General features: G+C 38.5%; 16 protein-coding genes and 4 tRNA genes. 3 read left to right on the plus strand and 17 right to left on the minus strand.

The window, feature by feature from the left end; genetic code table 11:
• Positions 1 to 14: 14 nt before the first annotated feature.
• From rpsB to rplM, 3 genes are all read right to left on the minus strand, one after another.
• The gene (rpsB, locus tag JIV24_RS08450) at positions 15 to 851 is read right to left on the minus strand and encodes a 30S ribosomal protein S2 (RefSeq protein WP_200464595.1); all 837 of its coding nucleotides are present in this window, start codon (positions 849 to 851) and stop codon (positions 15 to 17) included.
• 191 nt (positions 852 to 1,042) lie between these two features.
• Positions 1,043 to 1,429 carry a 30S ribosomal protein S9 gene (gene rpsI / locus JIV24_RS08455; protein ID WP_200464596.1) on the minus strand — a complete coding sequence of 129 codons (387 nt, stop codon included), beginning with the start codon at positions 1,427 to 1,429 and terminating at the stop codon, positions 1,043 to 1,045.
• 5 nt (positions 1,430 to 1,434) lie between these two features.
• Positions 1,435 to 1,890, minus strand: coding sequence for a 50S ribosomal protein L13 (gene rplM, locus JIV24_RS08460; RefSeq protein WP_200464597.1), 456 nt, complete (start codon positions 1,888 to 1,890; stop codon positions 1,435 to 1,437).
• A gap of 259 nt (positions 1,891 to 2,149) precedes the next feature.
• Here rplM and JIV24_RS08465 point away from each other — a divergent pair, with 259 nt between their 5' ends.
• On the plus strand, positions 2,150 to 2,680 hold the full coding sequence (locus JIV24_RS08465; protein ID WP_200464598.1) for a DNA-3-methyladenine glycosylase: 531 nt from the start codon (positions 2,150 to 2,152) through the stop codon (positions 2,678 to 2,680).
• Here the strand turns inward: JIV24_RS08465 and JIV24_RS08470 are convergent.
• The 3 genes from JIV24_RS08470 to JIV24_RS08480 all read right to left on the minus strand — a co-directional run bounded on the left by JIV24_RS08470 (position 2,677) and on the right by JIV24_RS08480 (position 6,627).
• Positions 2,677 to 3,807, minus strand: coding sequence for a hypothetical protein (locus tag JIV24_RS08470; protein ID WP_200464599.1), 1,131 nt, complete (start codon positions 3,805 to 3,807; stop codon positions 2,677 to 2,679). The two genes, JIV24_RS08465 and JIV24_RS08470, sit on opposite strands and share 4 nt — an antisense overlap.
• Positions 3,808 to 3,926: 119 nt before the next feature.
• Positions 3,927 to 4,682, minus strand: a complete 756-nt coding sequence (locus tag JIV24_RS08475; RefSeq protein WP_200464600.1) for a LytR/AlgR family response regulator transcription factor — start codon at positions 4,680 to 4,682, stop codon at positions 3,927 to 3,929.
• On the minus strand, positions 4,675 to 6,627 hold the full coding sequence (locus JIV24_RS08480; RefSeq protein ID WP_200464601.1) for a tetratricopeptide repeat-containing sensor histidine kinase: 1,953 nt from the start codon (positions 6,625 to 6,627) through the stop codon (positions 4,675 to 4,677). Before JIV24_RS08480 ends, JIV24_RS08475 begins: the two co-directional genes overlap by 8 nt.
• A gap of 151 nt (positions 6,628 to 6,778) precedes the next feature.
• Here JIV24_RS08480 and dusB point away from each other — a divergent pair, with 151 nt between their 5' ends.
• A complete protein-coding gene (gene dusB / locus JIV24_RS08485) occupies positions 6,779 to 7,804 on the plus strand; it encodes a tRNA dihydrouridine synthase DusB (protein WP_234445758.1) in 1,026 nt (341 codons plus the stop codon).
• Here the strand turns inward: dusB and JIV24_RS08490 are convergent.
• The 4 genes from JIV24_RS08490 to JIV24_RS08505 form a co-directional block, all read right to left on the minus strand.
• Positions 7,780 to 9,018 carry an FtsX-like permease family protein gene (locus tag JIV24_RS08490; protein WP_200464602.1) on the minus strand — a complete coding sequence of 413 codons (1,239 nt, stop codon included), beginning with the start codon at positions 9,016 to 9,018 and terminating at the stop codon, positions 7,780 to 7,782. The genes dusB and JIV24_RS08490 overlap by 25 nt on opposite strands.
• Before the next feature lie 4 nt (positions 9,019 to 9,022).
• Positions 9,023 to 9,844 (minus strand): class I SAM-dependent methyltransferase, encoded by an 822-nt coding sequence (locus tag JIV24_RS08495; protein ID WP_200464603.1) that lies wholly within the window; start codon positions 9,842 to 9,844, stop codon positions 9,023 to 9,025.
• A gap of 2 nt (positions 9,845 to 9,846) precedes the next feature.
• Positions 9,847 to 10,185, minus strand: coding sequence for a 30S ribosome-binding factor RbfA (gene rbfA / locus JIV24_RS08500; protein WP_200464604.1), 339 nt, complete (start codon positions 10,183 to 10,185; stop codon positions 9,847 to 9,849).
• Between the two features lie 200 nt (positions 10,186 to 10,385).
• Entirely contained in the window at positions 10,386 to 10,775 is a 390-nt protein-coding gene (locus tag JIV24_RS08505) for a hypothetical protein (protein WP_200464605.1), read from the minus strand.
• 215 nt (positions 10,776 to 10,990) lie between these two features.
• Between JIV24_RS08505 and JIV24_RS08510 the strand changes: the two genes are divergently transcribed.
• On the plus strand, positions 10,991 to 12,973 hold the full coding sequence (locus tag JIV24_RS08510) for a PD40 domain-containing protein (RefSeq protein WP_200464606.1): 1,983 nt from the start codon (positions 10,991 to 10,993) through the stop codon (positions 12,971 to 12,973).
• A gap of 630 nt (positions 12,974 to 13,603) precedes the next feature.
• Here the strand turns inward: JIV24_RS08510 and JIV24_RS08515 are convergent.
• From JIV24_RS08515 to mutS, 7 genes are all read right to left on the minus strand, one after another.
• Positions 13,604 to 14,827, minus strand: a complete 1,224-nt coding sequence (locus JIV24_RS08515) for a type II toxin-antitoxin system HipA family toxin (protein WP_200464607.1) — start codon at positions 14,825 to 14,827, stop codon at positions 13,604 to 13,606.
• A 3-nt stretch (positions 14,828 to 14,830) separates the two neighbouring features.
• Positions 14,831 to 15,109, minus strand: a complete 279-nt coding sequence (locus JIV24_RS08520; RefSeq protein WP_200464608.1) for a helix-turn-helix domain-containing protein — start codon at positions 15,107 to 15,109, stop codon at positions 14,831 to 14,833.
• Positions 15,110 to 15,362: 253 nt separating this feature from the next.
• Positions 15,363 to 15,449, minus strand: a tRNA-Leu gene (locus JIV24_RS08525).
• 5 nt (positions 15,450 to 15,454) lie between these two features.
• A tRNA-Gly gene (locus JIV24_RS08530) sits at positions 15,455 to 15,530 on the minus strand.
• Positions 15,531 to 15,661: 131 nt separating this feature from the next.
• Positions 15,662 to 15,748: transfer RNA gene (locus JIV24_RS08535), tRNA-Leu, on the minus strand.
• Between the two features lie 5 nt (positions 15,749 to 15,753).
• A tRNA-Gly gene (locus JIV24_RS08540) sits at positions 15,754 to 15,829 on the minus strand.
• Between the two features lie 260 nt (positions 15,830 to 16,089).
• Complete coding sequence (mutS, locus tag JIV24_RS08545; RefSeq protein ID WP_234445760.1) at positions 16,090 to 18,672, minus strand: DNA mismatch repair protein MutS; 2,583 nt, start codon at positions 18,670 to 18,672, stop codon at positions 16,090 to 16,092.
• Between the last annotated feature and the right edge of the window lie 377 nt (positions 18,673 to 19,049).

Consider the following 19,049-nt stretch of genomic DNA (forward strand, 5'->3'; position numbering starts at 1 on the left):
CAAAAATTACCGAATTACTCTTTTGATGCTTCTTTAGATGGAGCTTCTTCTGCTGGTTTTTCAGCTGCAGGAGCTTCTTCTTTTTTAGCTTGAGCTTTTGCAGGCTCAGACTTCTTAGCACGAGCTTTCTTCTCTTTCGATCCTTCGTTGTCTTTCTCCACTTTGCGCTCGCTTAATCCTTCCTGAATCGCTTTTGTCATCACATCAGTAATCAACTCGATAGACTTAGTGGCGTCATCGTTAGCTGGAATTACATAATTGATTGGTGAAGGATCAGAGTTAGTATCAACGATACCAAACACAGGAATATTCAAACGGATAGCTTCTTTAACAGCAATGTGTTCTTTCATTACATCAATAACGAACATGGCTGCAGGAAGACGAGTTAAGTCAGCAATAGAACCTAAAGTCTTGTCAAGCTTAGCGCGTTGACGAGTAATCTGAAGACGCTCTCTCTTTGATAAGTTTTTCCACTGGCTTGGGTCAGCCATCATCTTATCAATAGAAGTCATTTTCTTCACCGCTTTACGAATAGTGGGGAAGTTGGTTAACATACCACCTGGCCAACGCTCAGTAACATAAGGCATGTTTACACCACCAACTTTATCAGCGATGATTTCTTTGGCTTGCTTCTTAGTTGCTACGAATAACACTTTCCGACCCGATTTTGCAATCTGTTTAAGTGCTTCAGCAGCTTCGTCAATCTTCACAGCTGTTTTGTGAAGGTCTAAAATGTGGATTCCATTACGCTCCATAAAAATATATGGTGCCATGGCTGGGTTCCACTTTCTTTTAAGGTGTCCAAAGTGTACACCTGCTTCCAATAATTCCTCGAAATTAACTCTTGGCATTTTAATTTTTTTAAAGTTGTTTACTTTCTGTTTAAACCAATCTTTAAGTAGTTCTTCAATTAGATTTATAGATAATAGACTTTTAGATTGTTAGAACGATTTCTCAATTCTTATCTAGCTGTCTCATGTCTAATAGTCTAATGTCTAAAAGGAGTCTTAAAGATTTAGATACTAAACACACCTGATAAATATTAACGTTTAGAGAACTGGAATCTCTTACGTGCTTTAGGACGACCTGGCTTCTTACGTTCAACAACACGTGAGTCACGCGTCATGAAACCTTCAGCTTTAAGGGCCGGCTTATTTTCAGCATCAATTTTTACAAGTGCACGGGAAATAGCTAAACGAACTGCTTCAGCCTGTCCCTTGAAACCACCACCATAAAGATTTACTTTAATGTCGTAGTTTTCAGCAACACCGATGGTGTTTAAAGGTTGTTTTACAATGTATTGTAATGTTGCAGCAGGAAAATACTGCGCTAATTCGCGCTTGTTAATGGTGATGTTACCATTTCCTTCGCTCAGGTAAATACGAGCAACTGCTTCTTTTCTTCTACCAATAGCATTAATTACTTCCATAATACTTATTTAATGGCGTTAATATCGATTACTTTAGGTTGTTGAGCTTCGTGCTTGTGTTCTGTTCCAGTATAAACATATAAGTTTCTGAAAAGATCACGTCCAAGACGGCTCTTAGGTAACATACCTTTGATAGCTCTTTCAACTAATCTCTCTGGCTTCTTAGCGAACATATCAGCTGGAGTAACCTCCTTTTGTCCACCAGGGTAACCACTATGATAGAAGAATACACGCTGGTCCCACTTGTTACCAGTCATTTTAATTTTGTCTGCGTTTAAGATAATCACGTTATCTCCGCAATCCACGTGAGGTGTATAATTTGGCTTATACTTACCTCTAAGTAGTTTAGCAACTTTAGATGCCAAACGACCTAATACCATATCAGCAGCATCTACCACAACCCACTCTTTGTTGGCAGTCGCTTTGTTGGCTGAAATCGTTTTGTAACTTAACGTATCCACAGTCTTCCTTTTTAAAATTCGACTTATTAATTAACAGTTTGCAAAGGCAAAAAACATCCACTTTGCCATAATTAGGTCCCACCCCAATTATATTAAAACAGACGCCTGTACCTTTCGGCTCGGATAATAATCGGCCGCAAAAGTACTGCATTTATTTTTATTGTGCTAATTATTTGATTAAAAAAGCACTAAAGTTTGTGGTTTTCAATAATATCACCATAATTTAACTGATAGCACTAATGATGGTTAATAAAATAGTATGATTAAAGAATGGCGACTTGGCAAAGAATTTTATCAACGAGATGTTCTCATAGTAGCAAAAGAGCTACTCGGGAAAGTACTTGTTCGGCGATTCGAAGGTCGTGGTGAAGAGCGGTTCGTAATATCTGAAGTGGAGGCCTACCGAGGAGAGGAAGACGCTGCTTGTCATGCACACAAGGGTCGAACCTCTCGCACCGAAATTATGTATCATGCAGGAGGAAAAGTCTATGTTTACCTAATATATGGTATGTATTGGAACCTTAATATTGTCACTGGGTCTGAATGTGAGCCTCAGGCTGTACTTATAAGAGGGGTGAAGAAGATAAGTGGTCCTGGTCGCCTTGGTCGATATTTAAAGCTTGATAAAAGCTTTTACGGCGATTCGCTTAGTGAATCAAATCGATTATGGATTGAAGAGCCTGTTGTAAAGAGTAAGATTGCTTTTGAATCAACAGAACGTATAGGTATTGATTATGCGCCGTATAAGTGGCGTTCTAAGAAATGGCGATTCGTTTTAAAAGACTTTTAATCAAATTTTATCTTTGAAATATAAAAGTTAGGTGTGAAAACCAGGTTGATACCATAAGAATAGTCAAACTGACTGGCCGGAATATCATAATAGGTTTCTACCATTGCACTAAATTTTATCTGTTTCATAAAGGTTTTAGTGAAACTTAGTTTAGTGGTTAATAAATTACGATATTCGGTGTAATAACCGGGCTTGTAATTTGATGTTGATTGAAATATTGAGCTACCCTTGGGCGCTAAGAAATTGTGCGCACGCCAATAACCGGCCATAAAAGTTCCGTATTTGTAATTGATTTCTCCAACCGGATAAAGGGCATTGCCACTTGTAAAATCCCAACCGGTATGACCTGTTAAATCATGAAAAGTAGCGTAGTAGGTTGCAATACCTACATCCTTAATAAATCCATCACCAATATTATAACTTAATTTTACACCAGTTACTAAGTTGGCTAATGACTGCATGCGTTCTGAGTAGTTGCTTATTTGTCCGCCCAGGTGCGTGGCCACCATTTGTCCGGGAATACTTATTTGAAAGTCATTTTCGTCATTTGTAATTTGATATTCTGTACTTACTCCTGCTGTAAACTTCTCAGGCTTTGTGTCGCCAAGAAATATAAACTGCTCCCAATCAACCCAGGCGTCGAGCCAAAGCTTATTAGAGTTATAAATAAACTGGAAGCCATTTTCAATTGGACGAGTATATTGATTTTCAGGATTGAAAATGGGTTCAATGAGTTTATGGTGCACATCGCCTTGTAAACCCCCCATTATCAAATCGAGATTGTCGGTCAGTTTTGTGTGAATTGAAAATGTAGGAAGAACCTCTGTGAAATCGCTCATGCCACTAAATTGAACGAGGTGTACGCCGGCTTTAATTCGAAGGCGTGAGCCGGCATAATAAACTAACGATGGTTGTGCCGTGTATCCCATCATGGTAAACCCTTCGATGTAGTCACCAAAGTATTCGTTGTTTTTAACGAAATTGTTATTTTCCAATCTGAAATAGAGGTTGTTATCTGCGTTCTCTTTAAACTCAGGATAGTAATAACGCCAGGTTTGATCAACCTGAGCAACTCCAATATTCCACCACATTGCTATACAGCAAAGCACAACGATCCAACGTAGCATTCTAACACCCTTATTAATTGTATTCCCAAAAATTAAACACTCAATGACTAATACTATAATTGAGAAAAAAAGTTATAGTATTTGTGGATTTTTTTCGAGAAAGGGTTAGTTTAGAACGTTTAAGCGTATTCCTTATTGTGCTCGAGTAAGTCTAATAATTGGTAATAGCGTCGATTTTCATAGGCTACCTCATCGCCCGTTCTCATTTTAACTCGCTGATGTTCGGCTTTGATGTCTATGACATGCTGTAGGTTAATTAAATAATGAGGATGGCATCGAAAAAAATAATGATCGGTGAGCATGGCCTCGTAGCGACGCAATGGCTTGGCTACAAAAAAGTAACTGTTGTCTTTCATGTAAAAATTGGCGCCCCCCTGAATTGCTTTACCCCAAACAATTTCATTCACATTACATGCTTTTAAATTATCGCGACCTTGTAATATTATTTGATTCTGATCTTGTTCTATATTGTTGAATAAGGTTTCGAGTTTCAATTGGTAGTCCTTGTCTTGCAACTGGTCAATGGCTTTGTCAATAGCTACTACCATTTCGTTAATGTCAAATGGTTTAAAAACAAAGTCTACAGCAGCATACTGCACTGCTTTAATAACATATTCGTGGTAAGCCGACATGAATACGATCTTAAAATCTAAATCGCGACACTGTCTGATAACATCAAAAGAAGTACCGTCGATAAGATGGATATCCATTAATAGTAAATCTGGCTGATGAAGCTTAATTTTATTAATAGATTCATTAACAAGTGACGCCGTGTCAACAATTGTTATTTCGGGGAAATGATTTTCAATGATCTTGGAAACGGCCATGATATTGAAATTATCATCTTCTACTATTATGGTTCTTATCTTATTCATCAGAGGGTAGTTTTGTGGCTTCTTGCATGGTTAATGGTAGTATGATGCGGGCAATCGTACCTCGTTCGAAAGGATCTTTTCTTTTCTTGTCAAAGATTTCCAGATGAGTCTTCTTACGAGTATCTCGGCTTAATATATTGAGGCGTTCCTGAGTGATTTTAATGGCCATTGACTCATGTTTCTTCTCTATTTTGCTTAATTGATCAGAATAGTCAATGCCTAGCCCGTTGTCTTCAACTTCCAATACCATATTTTTTCCATCCTTTACTATGCGGATGATTAATTTACCACCTTCACCAAGTGGTCTTAAGCCATGTTCAATGGCATTCTCAACAAATGGTTGAATGAGCATTGGAGGAATGACAACCTTATTGTTTTTAATTTCATCACTAATGAAAATGTCAAAAGCAAAAGGTGGAGAGAATCGTAATTGCTGGATTTTTAAATAGTATTGAAGCATTTCTATTTCCTCATGAATAGGAATGAATTCGTAGTTGCTGCTCCGTAAAACATGCCTCATGAGTTTGGAGAAATGAGCAAGAAATCGACTCGATTTATCCATGTCATTTTCAAGAATAAACACCTGAATAGCACTTAAGGCATTAAAGATAAAATGCGGATTCATTTGCGAGCGCAATAAGCGTTGCTGAAATCTTAGGTTTCGATATCGACTACGTAGCCGTCCCTGAAAGATGATTAAAACAGCTATTACCACCAGAACAATTACTAATGTGACAACTGCAGCCAGTAAAGAGCGCTGTTTCGAAAGTAATGTTTTTTGGAGCAGAGCTTCCTTGTTTAATTCGTCAATCTGAAGTTTTTGAAGTGTATTGTTATATTTAGCTTCAATGGAGGCCATGTGAAAAATATTCTTTTCATTAAGAATGCTGTCTTTAAAAGATGTCGCTTTCTTAAAGTATTCGAGAGAGAGCCTAAAGAATTGCTTTTCTTCATAAGCCATTGAAAGGAGTGATGCGGCTTCTTCGGCCGTGTATTTGGAGCCAATATCGGTTGCCATCATTAAGCCTTTGTCTAAATAATAGATGGCTTGTTCAGGTAGGTTATCATTCAAATATGTTTTACCAATTTGTGTGTAACTAACCGATGTAAGCATTCGATCCTCCAACTCCAGGTTTATTTCCAGGGCTTTCATCAAATAATCAAGTGCCAATCTGTTCTGTTGTTTCTCAATGTAGGCACTGCCAATGCTGTTGTAACAAATTGATTGACCTACCCGACTGTTAATTTGTGTGTTGTAATCGAGCGAACGAAAGTAATAGTGCATGGCAGAATCTAACTGGTTCAGCTTGAAGTACGCTTCCCCAATATTATTGGTATTGATGGCCATTCCTAAGATATTATTCATCTTTCGTGAAATGATTAAACCACGGCGGAAATACTCAATGGCTGAATGATGTCGCTCCATTGCAATGCTCACGTTGCCCATTCCGTTAATGGCTTTGCTCAGACTTAAAGAATCATTACATTCTTCGGCTAATTGCAAAGCTTTCATGTGCATATCCAGAGCCTGTGGATTTTCATCAATTCTTCTGTAGATAACACCAATCTGATTGTAGGCCCTTGTTTGAAAGTGGATGTTATCAGATGATTCGGCAATATCCAAAGCTTTTTGGAGCATCATCATGGCATCAGAATAGTATGATTTATTCCGGTAGCGTTGCCCTACTAACGTGTAGATGTTAAATAATTGACCACTATTTTGGCTTTTTATGGCCATGTCTTCAGCCTCTTTTAAATACTGGTCAAATGGATTGCTGTGATTTAGTTTGTCGGCATACGTTTCTTTCGATTGGGCGATAAGTTGTTCAACCATTAAAGAGTCCTCACTATGAACAATCAATGGTTGTACAGTTGGTTTTGATGTTTTTTGCTTATTGCATCCACATAAAATTATAATAGATAATATGACGATTGTATTTCTCACTCTAACTGTCTTGATTTGAACTCTTCCCGTGGTGTATAGCTATTGCTTCATACAAATTATGAAAATTTAGAGTGGTTAAAAGCTTTTTGTTTCGGAAGTTATCAACAGAGTTATTAACAGGCGGGTACTTGGTTTTATTAAAAATCTATCTTTGCAAAAAAGTTTAATAAAGGATATTGTGAAGATTGGAGAGCTTGATTTAGGAGAAAAGCCATTGTTATTGGCGCCGATGGAAGATGTGACAGATCCTTCATTTAGAGTATTTTGTAAAGAGCAAGGTGCTGATATGATGTACACTGAGTTTGTATCAGCTGAAGCATTGGTACGTAACGTCAACCGTTCATTGCGAAAACTCGAATTGGTAGAGGAGGAAAGACCTGTTGGTATACAAATATACGGTAAGGATGTTGATAAAATGGTTGTGGCTGCTCAAATGGCAGCTGAAGCTAAGCCAGAATTAATAGATCTGAACTTTGGATGTCCGGTAAAAAAGATTGCTGGTAAAGGAAGTGGTTCCGGTTTGTTGCTGGATATTCCTAAAATGCTAGCCATAACAAAGGCGGTTGTTAAAGCTGTTGATGTGCCTGTAACAGCCAAAACGCGTTTGGGCTGGGATAGTGATTCATTAGTAATCGAAAGTGTTGCTGAACAGTTGCAGGATGTAGGAGTGCAGGCATTGTGTATTCATGGCCGTACGCGCGAGCAGATGTATAATGGTGAGGCCGACTGGACTTTAATAGGCAAGGTGAAGGCGAATCCGCGGATGAAGATACCTATTATTGGTAATGGAGATGTGGATAGTCCACAGCGGGCAAAAATGTTTATAGATAAGTACGGTGTTGATGCTTTAATGATTGGAAGGGCTTCTATCGGAAAGCCATGGATTTTTAGAGAGATAAAGCACTTTTTGCAAACGGGTGTGCTGTTGCCGCCTTTAACAATTAAAGAACAGGCCGATTTGATGGATGACATTGTTAAGAAGTCGTGTGCAATGATTGGTGAGCGAAGAGGAATCTTGCATGCCCGACGTCATTTAGCGATACCATTTAGGAGTTTACCAGATATTCGTCCGTTACGAATTCAACTACTGCGAGAGAAATCAGTTTCAGGTATTTCGAATGTGTTGAAAGAGATTGGAGAAAAGTACGCCAGTTACCCCATGTCTGAACTGGAGTAATACTTGTCAACGATTACTCGCACGGGATACCAGGCAGCCAAGGCGCTTATAATTGATACAGTAATAACTACCACGATTACATCGGTCCATATTAAGGCAATTGGGTAGGCATCGGTAATGTAATGACCATCACCCATGAATTTGATTATACCGAAGTGCTCTTGTATCAATACTATTATAACGCCCAGAAATGAACCTAGTATAATGCCAGCAACCGAAATGAGCCAGCCTTCCATCATAAAAATACGAGTTATCAACTTCTTATCGGCACCCATGCTTTTTAAGGTAAAGATGCTTTCTTTTTTTTCGAAGATTAGCATTGCCAGATTAGCGACAATATTAAAGGCGGCAATGGCAATGATGAAGCTGAGGATTAAATAGGCAAACAGTTTTTCAACCTTCATTACTTTGTAGAATTCAGCATGTTGTTCCTGTTGGTTAAGTACGTTCATTTTATTGCCAACAATTTCCTGAATTCTGTTTTCGGCCTTGGTTATATCTTTATTGTCGTCAACCTTTATGGCAAGTGACGAGATGGTTTTATCATCATATTGTAAAAGTCTACGAGCCTGCTCAATATCAATAATGAGATATTGTCCGTCATATTCTTCCTGATTGACGGCAAAGAAGCCTGATGGACTAAGGTACTCTTGTTTGAAAGCATTTTGAGGAGCCATCATGTTGATATTTCCTTTTCGTTTGGGAACGTACATGCTCAAAGGTGTTACAAAATTGAGTCTGATGGCCAATTGATCGGCCAGGCGTTTGCCAATAACTCCCCGAAATTCTGATTTAAACTTTAACTCATATTTGCCATCAATAATGATTGAATCGATGGAGCTTACTTTGTTGAAATTAGAATCGACACCTAGTACAACGCCCGGAATCTTGCGATCTCTAAATTTAAGTAAGGCCTGATGTTCTAAGGTTTCCGACAGGAATAGAATGTCATCTGATGATTTGAGTTGCTGGTAGTTTAATGAGTCAGTTGAGATGACTTTTCCGGATGTGGGTACCAGTTTGAAGTCAGGATCAAAGGCCGTGTACAAATCGCCCATAAAATTATGAACCCCATTAAATACTGATAGCACAATTACCAATGCCATGCTGCCTGTTAAAACCCCAAAAATTGAAATCATCGAAATAATATTGATGATGTTCTGCGATTTTTTGGCGTATAAATACCTGCGAGCAATGTCAAAGGCGAGTTTCATATTGTTATTTTTGAGCAACAACCATTAGTCCTGTTCCTGTTTTATGTGTTTGGCTGATGTCTATCCAATTAAGTAAATAGGCCAAAGGATAGGTTAGGATGTAATAAGCTGGTAAGACAATAAAGAATAGCTTAGTAGTATTAAGTGCTTTGATTGGAAACTTCATAGATAATCGCCATGAAATGTTTCCGGCCTTACCATAAGTGTATGATGTCTGAATGTTTTTGAAGCCAGCTCGTTTGAGCTTCGTTTTAATGTCTTCTGCATTGTAGCCGTCGCGCACATGCTCATCGATAAATCCATGGACGCCATCTTCTTCATGTTCGTGGTGTGCATCTGAACCACCTTGATCGGATGGGGTTGAGATAATTAAACGTCCGCCTTCTTTCATTGACTTATAAAAATTCGCAAAAACTAATTCGTCTTCCAGTATGTGCTCCATAACGTCAACCGATAGAATCAAGTCGTACGTATCTTCTTCAATGTACTTCGTTAAGTCGGCATATTTAAAATGTACTCTGTCGCTACGTTTTATTTTTTTGAAGAACTGATTGCAATCAGCAATTTGTTCCTCTTTTACATCGGCTCCGGTTATTGTCCAGTTTTTGCCAAGGCTTGACATGTAATAATCATATTGCCCAAAACCGCTACCTGCATCCAGAATGTTAAGAGTAGCCTGTTTCAGTTTACTTACTTTCCTTAATTCGCGGCGAATGTACCAGGCACGTAATAGTAGTAAATCGAGTAAGCGGTAAAAAAAGATTCGCAAAGCAGGTGTTTGATTAAACACTTTGCCAAGCGATCGTTTAATAGGATCGTATTGCATGTTTATTCTTTTAAAAGGCGATCAATATTATCCAGGTAATCGAGGCTGTCGTCAACAAAGAATCGTAAATCTGGTATAATACGCATTTGCTTGCCCACTCTTTTGCCAAGTGCGAATCGAACCTGTGACGTTTGATCGTTAATCTCTTTCATTACCTCTTTTATGTTTCCCGTAGGGAAAATGCTCAAATAGGCTTTGGCCTGGCCTAAATCAGGAGATATTCTAACTGCTGTTACAGATACCATTGTACCCAAACAAAGCTGTCGCATCTCACGTTGGAATATTTCACTAATCTCTCTTTGCAAAAGGCGCGATATTTTTTTTTGTCGTGTTGAATCCATATTGTTTTTTACTCAATCTTTTACCAAACTATGTATTGTCTACAAGTCATCTATTGTCAACTCGCAAAATTACGCTTTTTCACCGGATAAATCATAGCTAGAGATAAGTCGCTGTGTCTTTTTTAAATAAAAAAACCTGCAACTCCTTTGAATTGCAGGCTCTCAAACCAAAACTTTTACCAATTATGAAAAAACATGGGTTATCTTTCGCCTCTTCCTCCTCTTCGCCCATTTCTCATTTCTTTTGCTCTTTCCTCTTCGAGCTTTATATATTTTTCGAATTGCTCTTCGCTTAATACTTCTTTGAGCTCATCGTTTTTTTTGTTTAATAATTCACCTCTCAATGTACGCATTTTTTCTCTATCTCCGCCCGCTTCCTCTTTTAATTTTTTAAATTTTTCAGCGTATTTGAGGTTTAATTCACTTACGGTTTTTGACTGTTCAGAAGAAAGATCTAGACTCTTCTCCATCATTTCAGTCTGATGTTTAGCCATGTCTTCTGCCGATGCACGTTTGCGTTGTTGACCGTTGGTGTTACAAGCTATCAAACTCATCATTAATAACGCTATTACAACTAATTTATTACCCATTTTGTTCATGTTTTTTGTTTAACATTTTGAGTAGGACGTCGAATGTTATTCTTTCCTGTGTTTTGGTCGAAAAATTCGCAGATAAGAATGGGTGTTGTATGTGGTTGATGTTTAGTTTAATGGGGTTGTTGATGAGGTTGGTAAAATTTGATTTATACAAAAATTAACATTATTTGATTTGATATTGAGTGATTTAGTAAAATTTGACTTATTTTGTGCAGAGAATCGAGATTTGGGATATCTATATGATAAATTTTGGAAACAGATTTATCCTGTCAGTTATCACTTTTGTAATAGTGCTAATGGTATCGGCACAAGATAAGAAAGCACAGAGGCAGGAGAGTAAAGCATATTTTAAAGCTTTAAATTATGTTGAGACAGATGATTATGATAAGGCAATTGTAGCATTCAAAAATATAGTTAGTGATTCACCGGCTTTTGTAGAAGCCTATTTGCAGTTAGGACTATGTTACTTGAATACGAATACCGGGGCTGATTCCGCAATTGTTGTACTGCAAAATGGCATGGGTTTATTAAGTGCCAATGAGCAATCGCAAATACTGGGTCAGGATTTCTTCATGGCCTTGGGTAAGGCTTATCAGGTTTCTTTGCAGCCCGATTCAGCGTTGCTTGTTTATGATGAATTGTTATCGCGATTAACAGAAAAAGACAAGGGGTTTAAGAAGGAGATAGAGTTGGAGATGCAAAACTGTGAAAACGCAAAGGTTTTTTTAGCCAACCCGATTCAATTAACTATTACCAACCTGGGGGAAGAAGTCAATAGTCGGTACGATGATCATAGTCCGCTGGTTAATGTTTATGACGATTTATTGCTGTTTACCTCGCGTCGCAAGGGAGGTAAGCTTCCTGAGTTAGTAGATGGGCAATACCCCGAGAAAGTATATTATACCGAAAGGGATACGGCAGCCTGGGAGAAAGCAGAATTACTTAATGTGTTTTTTAAAAATCAGGAGCACGAGTCTGGTTTATCTTTATCGGCCGATGGTAATAGTTTATTCATTTACCGAAACGATAATGAAGGGAAGAGTATATACGTTAGCTACCTCGAAAACAATGAGTGGACCGAGCCGGTTAAAATGCCGCACCCTATAAATAGTATAGCCAGTGAAACACATGCATCAATATCAAGTGACCGTAGTACGCTGTTTTTTACAAGTGATAGAGAAGGTGGTTATGGCGGTATCGATATTTATATGTGTAAGAAAGATGCTTATGGCCGTTGGGGTGAAGCCAGAAATTTGGGGCCTTCTGTTAATACACGCTTTGATGAAGAAACCTCAATGATTCATCCAGATGGATATACTTTGTATTTTGCCTCTGAAGGGCATAATTCTATGGGGCGCATGGATGTGTTTTATACGCAAATGAATGCTGATAGTACCTGGTCTCTGCCTGTAAATCTTGGGTATCCGATAAACACGCCTGACGATGATTTTTTCTTTTTGCCTACCTTAGATAAAAGCCATGCTTATTATGCATCGGCACGATTTAATGATAATCATGGTGGTTCTGATATTTATCGGGTGGAGTTTGATTCGGCTTTCGAAGGAGAACTTGCGGTAATTGAAGGGCAGGTAAGTGAGGATGATTTAAATAAGGGGTCGGTGCGAATAATGGTAACCCGAATGACTGACAAGCGCCTTATTGGTGATTATCGCCCCGATAATAATAGTGGTAAGTATACCATGTTTCTGGAAACGGGGCATGAATATGCCATTGAAGAAATGATCGAGACTCAAAAGGTTGGAGAATCGATGCTTAATATTGAGTCTGAAATGGCCTATCAAACAGAGAAAAGTGTTTTTTCGTTTGAAGAGATTAAGATGACACCACCACTCAAGCGGACAATTATTACTCTTACGCTAGAGGAGCAAAATGAAGCCGCTGTAGCAGCTATCGAGCATGAAATTCAAAAAATTGAACGCGCACCATATTATACGATTCAAATATTGGCATTAAAACGCAGGCCCTTGTTCGCATCATTATATTTAAAAGGTCTCGATGTTGACGATATTCAGGTTGTTAAATGTAAAGATGGGTATTCGCGTTATATATATGGAGCCTTTCCAGATTATAAAGCTGCAAAAATAAGACGAAACCAAATTTTGAAATTAGGCAAGTTTGAAGATTCATACGTAAGGCGAATCACCGAAATTGACGAATTGAGGGTTGAATAAGACTAGGTGTTTGTAATTAAAAATAAATGAGTCTTATTTTTGTATATTTACATTTATTGCTGTTTTAATAATCCATATTTTTTCACGAAAATGGTCTATTTATGGCCTATAGCTTCAATTTTAATTCCTAAGCCAATTATATATCTGGCTTGTTCTAAATAACAAGGTTTTAGCAAGAGTGAATATTGGTATCACCAACGTATCTGCTTCGTGCCTGCAATGGATCAACCTCGCTGGGAGCGTAGTTAAGGCGAAGGTGGTACGATGAAGACCTGAAGTTGGTGTGAAGAAGACATAAAGTAAGTACGAATAAATGCGAAGAAACTCAAAATAGACTGATGAGTAAACGAAAGGCTATTGTCGAAGAGATTCCTTCGGATTCGAAGGAATTTGCTACGTATTGATGATGAGTTTAGACTATTTGCCCGATTTAATCAATAGAATTCCTTGAGACTTACCTTGGGTCGTAACAGAGGAAAGTTAGAAAATCTAAAGGTTTTCATGACGTTTTGAAAAAACGTATTAATTAAAGAAAAGGAGGCTGTTCTAAAAAAATAGATCATCAAAAAAGCTCTTAAAACAAATGTTTTAAGAGCTTTTTTTGATTGGTACCCGAGGATGGTAGATGTCTTATCGGATTAAATTCAGCCGTTGCTGAATTTCCTCCCTTACCCGTTTTGAAACACCACTATCATTAGCAATTGAATCCCAGTGGCAAATAGCTTCAAGTACTTCTTCGATAATTTGGTTCGCTTTTTTAACTTTGAATGTTTCGGCCAGTTTAAACAAGTGTTCTTTGCCAGGATTTTTACTTTCACCGGCAACCATTGTGCTATGAAAGCCATAAGCTGAATTAGAAAAAGTCAGGTCATAAGCCGGTGCAAAGCGCCACTGTCCTTCACCGTTCATTAAAAAAGCAAAATTCTTACTGTGGTCATCGTGGTTGTGCGCAAACACATTAAAGGCAGCTAGCCGAAGGACTTTTTGGTAAGCATTAACATGGCGTTCCAATTGAAAAGCACAATCCATCAGGTGGCCATAATCCATGGTACTCATCCGAAAGTTATCGTGCATGATGCCACAAGCCGTATGCATATGCAAACGTTGTCCCTGGATGCGATCAAAGCGCCTTGTGCCAAAATAGGCCTGCCCTGATTGACCATGGAATATCTGGCATTCACTCATTTCAATTCCGGCAGCCAATGCCATTTTATAATAGGTATATTCAATATTGGCTATCTCCTGATTATCCGAAGAAGATGGAAATTTAATGATCCAATCTTCAAATTCTTCCGGCAAATCATTTACTCCATGAATGAGCTCTGAAGAATTCTTATTGTACCCAACCAGTATTTTAGGACGAGCACCACCAGAAGAACCTCCGATTGCAAATAGCTCATCCAATAGTTCTGTACTTTCACCTTTTAATATATGTGACATTTCCCGAGCAACAATATCTAATTCCAGCTTTTTCTGGTACTCTTTATCCTCGAATTGAGGTTGGTAGCTTAGAGCTCCCATGCCTTTGTCTCCCACATAGGCCAATCTGTCTAAAGGGGTTAATCCATGAATATCAATACCTTTAGAACTAAGTGTTCGGTCTAAAAGTAAACGTCCCCAACCATCTGGCAGTGAATCGTTAAATACACCATAGAGGCCATCGAATGGTTCTTTGCTGGTAGTATTAATCTCATTATTAAAGGGCAGTCGGATTGGGGAAATATTTAAGCCGCTTCTAAAAAAATCAAGATGATAGCGAAAGTAAATAGTTTGATTGTTGATGGCCAACTCCCCAACTTCATATGTCTTACCTTCGATATTCAGTGAGACCAGTATGTTGCTTATTTGATCCATCACTTAGGGTTTAGTTGTAAATAATCGTTCCAGCTCTTTTTTGTCCTCTCGTGGAACGAATATACTATCAAAATCAGATAAGCGATTAAGTAGGTTGGCCAGTTTCAATAGAGACTCTAAAGAAATCTGTCCAGAGGTTTCAAATCGTTTTAAACTACCAAGAGATACACCGGCTCGATCAGCCAAATCAGTTTGTGTCAGTTTAAGTTGTTTGCGCAAAGCTTTATGGCGGCTGGCCAATTCTTTACTGACACTATCTGGAGTAGATGAAATAGTATACATACGGCTAAAATATTAGCTAATATATTAAAAATATTTCGATATAGCTAATATGTTAGCTGTGCATTAAGGAAGGGAGAAGTGAAGATGATAGCAAAAAGTACCTACTTGCTTCAAGGGTATTGACAGGAGATTAGGGATAGAAATTGATGTCTTTAAACACCCATTTTAACCACTTTTTTTGAAGTTTTCTGAAAATAAAAAAAGCGCCTAAAACTTACGTTTTAAGCGCTTTTAGTTCTAGATGAATCTAGATTGGTACTCGAGGCGGGACTTGAACCCGCACGTCCAGATGGACACAAGATTTTAAGTCTTGCGTGTCTACCAATTCCACCACTCGAGCATCCTTGGAGCGAAAAACGGGACTCGAACCCGCGACCCCGACCTTGGCAAGGTCGTGCTCTACCAACTGAGCTATTTTCGCAATTTGTATTTCACTAATCTTCTTAGTTTCCTACTTTCAATAATATTGTCATCTCTGCGTATCAGAAATTGAAAATAAAAAGCGCCTAAAATATAAGTTTTAAGCGCTTTGGGTTCTAGATAAATCTAGATTGGTACTCGAGGCGGGACTTGAACCCGCACGTCCAGATGGACACAAGATTTTAAGTCTTGCGTGTCTACCAATTCCACCACTCGAGCATCCTTGGAGCGAAAAACGGGACTCGAACCCGCGACCCCGACCTTGGCAAGGTCGTGCTCTACCAACTGAGCTATTTTCGCAATTTGTATTCCGCCAATCCTTTTGGGCTTCCTACTTTCAGTATCATTTGCCCCTCTGCGTATCAGAGTTGTTTCTCAAATGCGGATGCAAATATAGTGCTTTTTCAATAATGGCAAATAAAAAAAGTGCCGTTTTTTACAGAAAAATGCGATGTGCTCTATATTTCATTTGTCCTCAGTATGTTTGGGAATTGAAATTTTAATACTATTTTAATAGCATATTAAAGCGCATTTCTCATTTCTTATCGTTCACCACTATTTCATTTGCCGCCAACCCACCTTTTTATGTCGTTCAATTTGTTTAATGCTTCTACTGGCGTTAGGTTGTTAACATCCAATGTTTGTATCTCGTCACGTATTTGGGTTAAAACCGGATCGTCTAGCTGGAAAAAACTTAATTGCATACCATCACGATTATTGGCAATATCATCCATTGGCTTATTAAGTTCGCCTTGTCGGTTCGATTTCTCTAATTCACCCAATATATCGTTGGCTCTTTTAACAACACTTTTAGGCATGCCGGCCATTTTGGCTACATGAATACCAAAGCTATGATTACTGCCCCCTGGAACCAGTTTGCGAAGGAAAATCACCTTGTTATCTACTTCCTTTACCGATACATTATAATTCTTACAGCGCTTATGCGTCTTCTCCATTTCATTTAGCTCATGGTAGTGAGTGGCGAAAAGTGTTTTGGCTCCGGCGCGCTTATTCTCATGAATATATTCAACTATTGACCAGGCTATAGAGATACCATCGTAGGTGCTGGTGCCTCGGCCGAGCTCATCAAATAGTACCAGACTTCGGGGAGTCAGGTTGTTCAGAATGCTGGCCGCCTCATTCATCTCTACCATAAAGGTTGATTCACCCAAACTGATATTGTCAGATGCACCAACCCGCGTAAATATTTTATCAACAACACCAATGGTTGCAGCCTCAGCTGGCACATAACAACCTATTTGTGCCATTAGTGTAATTAATGCCGTTTGGCGAAGTAAGGCTGATTTACCGGCCATGTTAGGCCCGGTTATGATGATGATTTGTTGTTTGTCATTATCTAGCGAAACATCATTTGGAACATACTCTTCACCAGCGGGCAATTGCTTTTCGATTACAGGATGACGACCAGCTGATATACTTAATTCTAACTCGTCATTAACAACAGGGCGCACATACTTATTAATTGTAGCCAAATTGTTGAACGATATTAATACATCAATTTTTGCCAATAGAACCGCGTCGAGCTGAATAGCCGGAATGAATTCTGAGAGAGCCAGCACCAATTCATTGTATAATTTGGCCTCAATGGACTGTATTTTCTCTTCGGCACCCAATATTTTTGATTCGTAATCTTTTAATTCCTCGGTGATGTATCGTTCAGCATTCACGAGTGTTTGTTTACGAATCCACTCTTCAGGTACTTTATCCTTATGGGTATTTCTGACCTCTATGTAGTATCCAAAAACATTATTAAAGGCAATTTTAATACTTGGTATGTTGGTTTCTTCGCTTAAGCGCTGTTGTAAATTGTTAAGGTAATCTTTGCCTGAGTAGGCGATTTTTCGCAATTCATCAAGTTCTGTGTTAATGCCAGATTGAATGACACCTCCTTTAGCAACGAGAGTTGGAGGTTCGTTTTCTACTTCGCGATGAATGCGTTCACGAATGGTTGTACAGGCATTAAGCTGATCACCTATATGTCGCAAATGCTCATTCGTACTATTTAAACAACTTTCCTTAATGGGCTCAATGGCAAATAAAGCCGTTTTTAGCTGGATGATTTCTCGTGGCGTAATACGGCCGGCAGCTACTTTAGCAACTAATCGTTCAACATCACCAACGGCATGTAGTTCTTCTACAATTTCGCTTTTTAGAGCAGGTTCCTTAAAAAAATGCTCTACAACACTCAAACGATCTTCAATGGGTTTCACATCTTTTAGCGGTAAGGCTACCCATCTTTTTAGCATGCGCGATCCCATTGGACTTATTGTACAGTCAATGACATCACTAAGCGATTTGCCGCCGTCATTAAGTGAGCCAAATAATTCGAGGTTACGAATTGTGAATTTGTCTAACCACACATATTTATCTTCATCAATTCGCCCAAGTGCAGTAATGTGTTGCACTTTATGGTGTTGTGTTAAGTCCAGGTAGTGCAGTATGGCACCTGCTGCAGTTATGCCGTATGTTAGATTATGAACGCCAAAACCTTTTAGAGAATTGGTTTCAAAATGTTTTAATAAGCGATCGTGAGCCGAATCAGGAGCAAAAGCCCAATCATCAAAAGCATAGGTGTAATACTTATCGCCAAAGTGGTTTTCAAACTCGTTTCGTTTACCCTTTTCAAACAAAACTTCTTTAGGTTTGAAGTTTGTTAGTAGCTTTTCGATGTATTCAAATGATCCTTCAGCTGTCAAAAATTCACCGGTAGATATATCTAGAAAGGCTACACCAGCTATTTTCTTTTCGAGGTGAACGCTTGCTAAGAAATTATTCTCTTTATGCTCAAGTATATTGTCATTGATGGCTACACCGGGCGTCACTAACTCCGTTACGCCACGCTTCACAATCTTCTTGGTCATTTTGGGATCTTCCAATTGATCACAAACAGCCACACGTTCGCCGGCTCGCACTAATTTTGGCAGGTAAGTGTCTAAAGCATGATGCGGAAAACCAGCAAGTTCTACATACGAAGCGGCACCATTGGCTCGTCGGGTTAAAGTAATGCCCAGTATTTGAGATGCTTTAATGGCATCATCTGAAAAGGTTTCGTAAAAATCTCCAACTCTAAATAGCAATATGGCATCCGGATATTTATCCTTAATACTATAGTACTGTTTCATTAATGGTGTTTGGACTGGAGCTTTCTTTGTTTTAGCCAATGTATTTGCTTTAAGTGAGTTCGATGACAAAAGCGAAAACGACCAAAATGGATAGTCATTTTCTTTGGCATCAAAAGTAAAATTTATCCATTGAATTTCCGAAGAAAGTTATTTATACCTTTTTCTGTTTTCGACCTGCTGGTTTTGCATCATCAATATTAATCGATACTGTTCCTTTTGTATTCATACATCTCATGATATGTATATGGAATGAGATTAAATCAAGTAATTGTTCATAATGTGTCTATAAACGAATTGATTACGTTATTGTAATGTAATTGCAAGGTTGTAGATATAAAAATATAACCCTTTAGAGTTAGAATGTTAAAACATGTTGA

The sequence above is a fragment of the Carboxylicivirga marina genome (genome assembly GCF_016612505.1).
GTDB lineage: Bacteria > Bacteroidota > Bacteroidia > Bacteroidales > Marinilabiliaceae > Carboxylicivirga > Carboxylicivirga marina.

What these genes read in the sequence shown, in the direction of transcription:
- JIV24_RS08490 (WP_200464602.1), bottom strand. Translation starts at nt 9,018, where the DNA reads ATGAAACTCGCCTTTGACATTGCTCGCAGGTATTTATACGCCAAAAAA.
- rpsI (WP_200464596.1), bottom strand. Translation starts at nt 1,429, where the DNA reads ATGGAAGTAATTAATGCTATTGGTAGAAGAAAAGAAGCAGTTGCTCGT.
- rbfA (WP_200464604.1), bottom strand. Translation starts at nt 10,185, where the DNA reads ATGGATTCAACACGACAAAAAAAAATATCGCGCCTTTTGCAAAGAGAG.
- JIV24_RS08520 (WP_200464608.1), bottom strand. Translation starts at nt 15,109, where the DNA reads ATGTATACTATTTCATCTACTCCAGATAGTGTCAGTAAAGAATTGGCC.
- JIV24_RS08505 (WP_200464605.1), bottom strand. Translation starts at nt 10,775, where the DNA reads ATGGGTAATAAATTAGTTGTAATAGCGTTATTAATGATGAGTTTGATA.
- JIV24_RS08515 (WP_200464607.1), bottom strand. Translation starts at nt 14,827, where the DNA reads ATGGATCAAATAAGCAACATACTGGTCTCACTGAATATCGAAGGTAAG.
- mutS (WP_234445760.1), bottom strand. Translation starts at nt 18,672, where the DNA reads ATGAAACAGTACTATAGTATTAAGGATAAATATCCGGATGCCATATTG.
- JIV24_RS08475 (WP_200464600.1), bottom strand. Translation starts at nt 4,682, where the DNA reads ATGAATAAGATAAGAACCATAATAGTAGAAGATGATAATTTCAATATC.
- JIV24_RS08495 (WP_200464603.1), bottom strand. Translation starts at nt 9,844, where the DNA reads ATGCAATACGATCCTATTAAACGATCGCTTGGCAAAGTGTTTAATCAA.
- JIV24_RS08470 (WP_200464599.1), bottom strand. Translation starts at nt 3,807, where the DNA reads ATGCTACGTTGGATCGTTGTGCTTTGCTGTATAGCAATGTGGTGGAAT.
- rpsB (WP_200464595.1), bottom strand. Translation starts at nt 851, where the DNA reads ATGCCAAGAGTTAATTTCGAGGAATTATTGGAAGCAGGTGTACACTTT.
- JIV24_RS08465 (WP_200464598.1), top strand. Translation starts at nt 2,150, where the DNA reads ATGATTAAAGAATGGCGACTTGGCAAAGAATTTTATCAACGAGATGTT.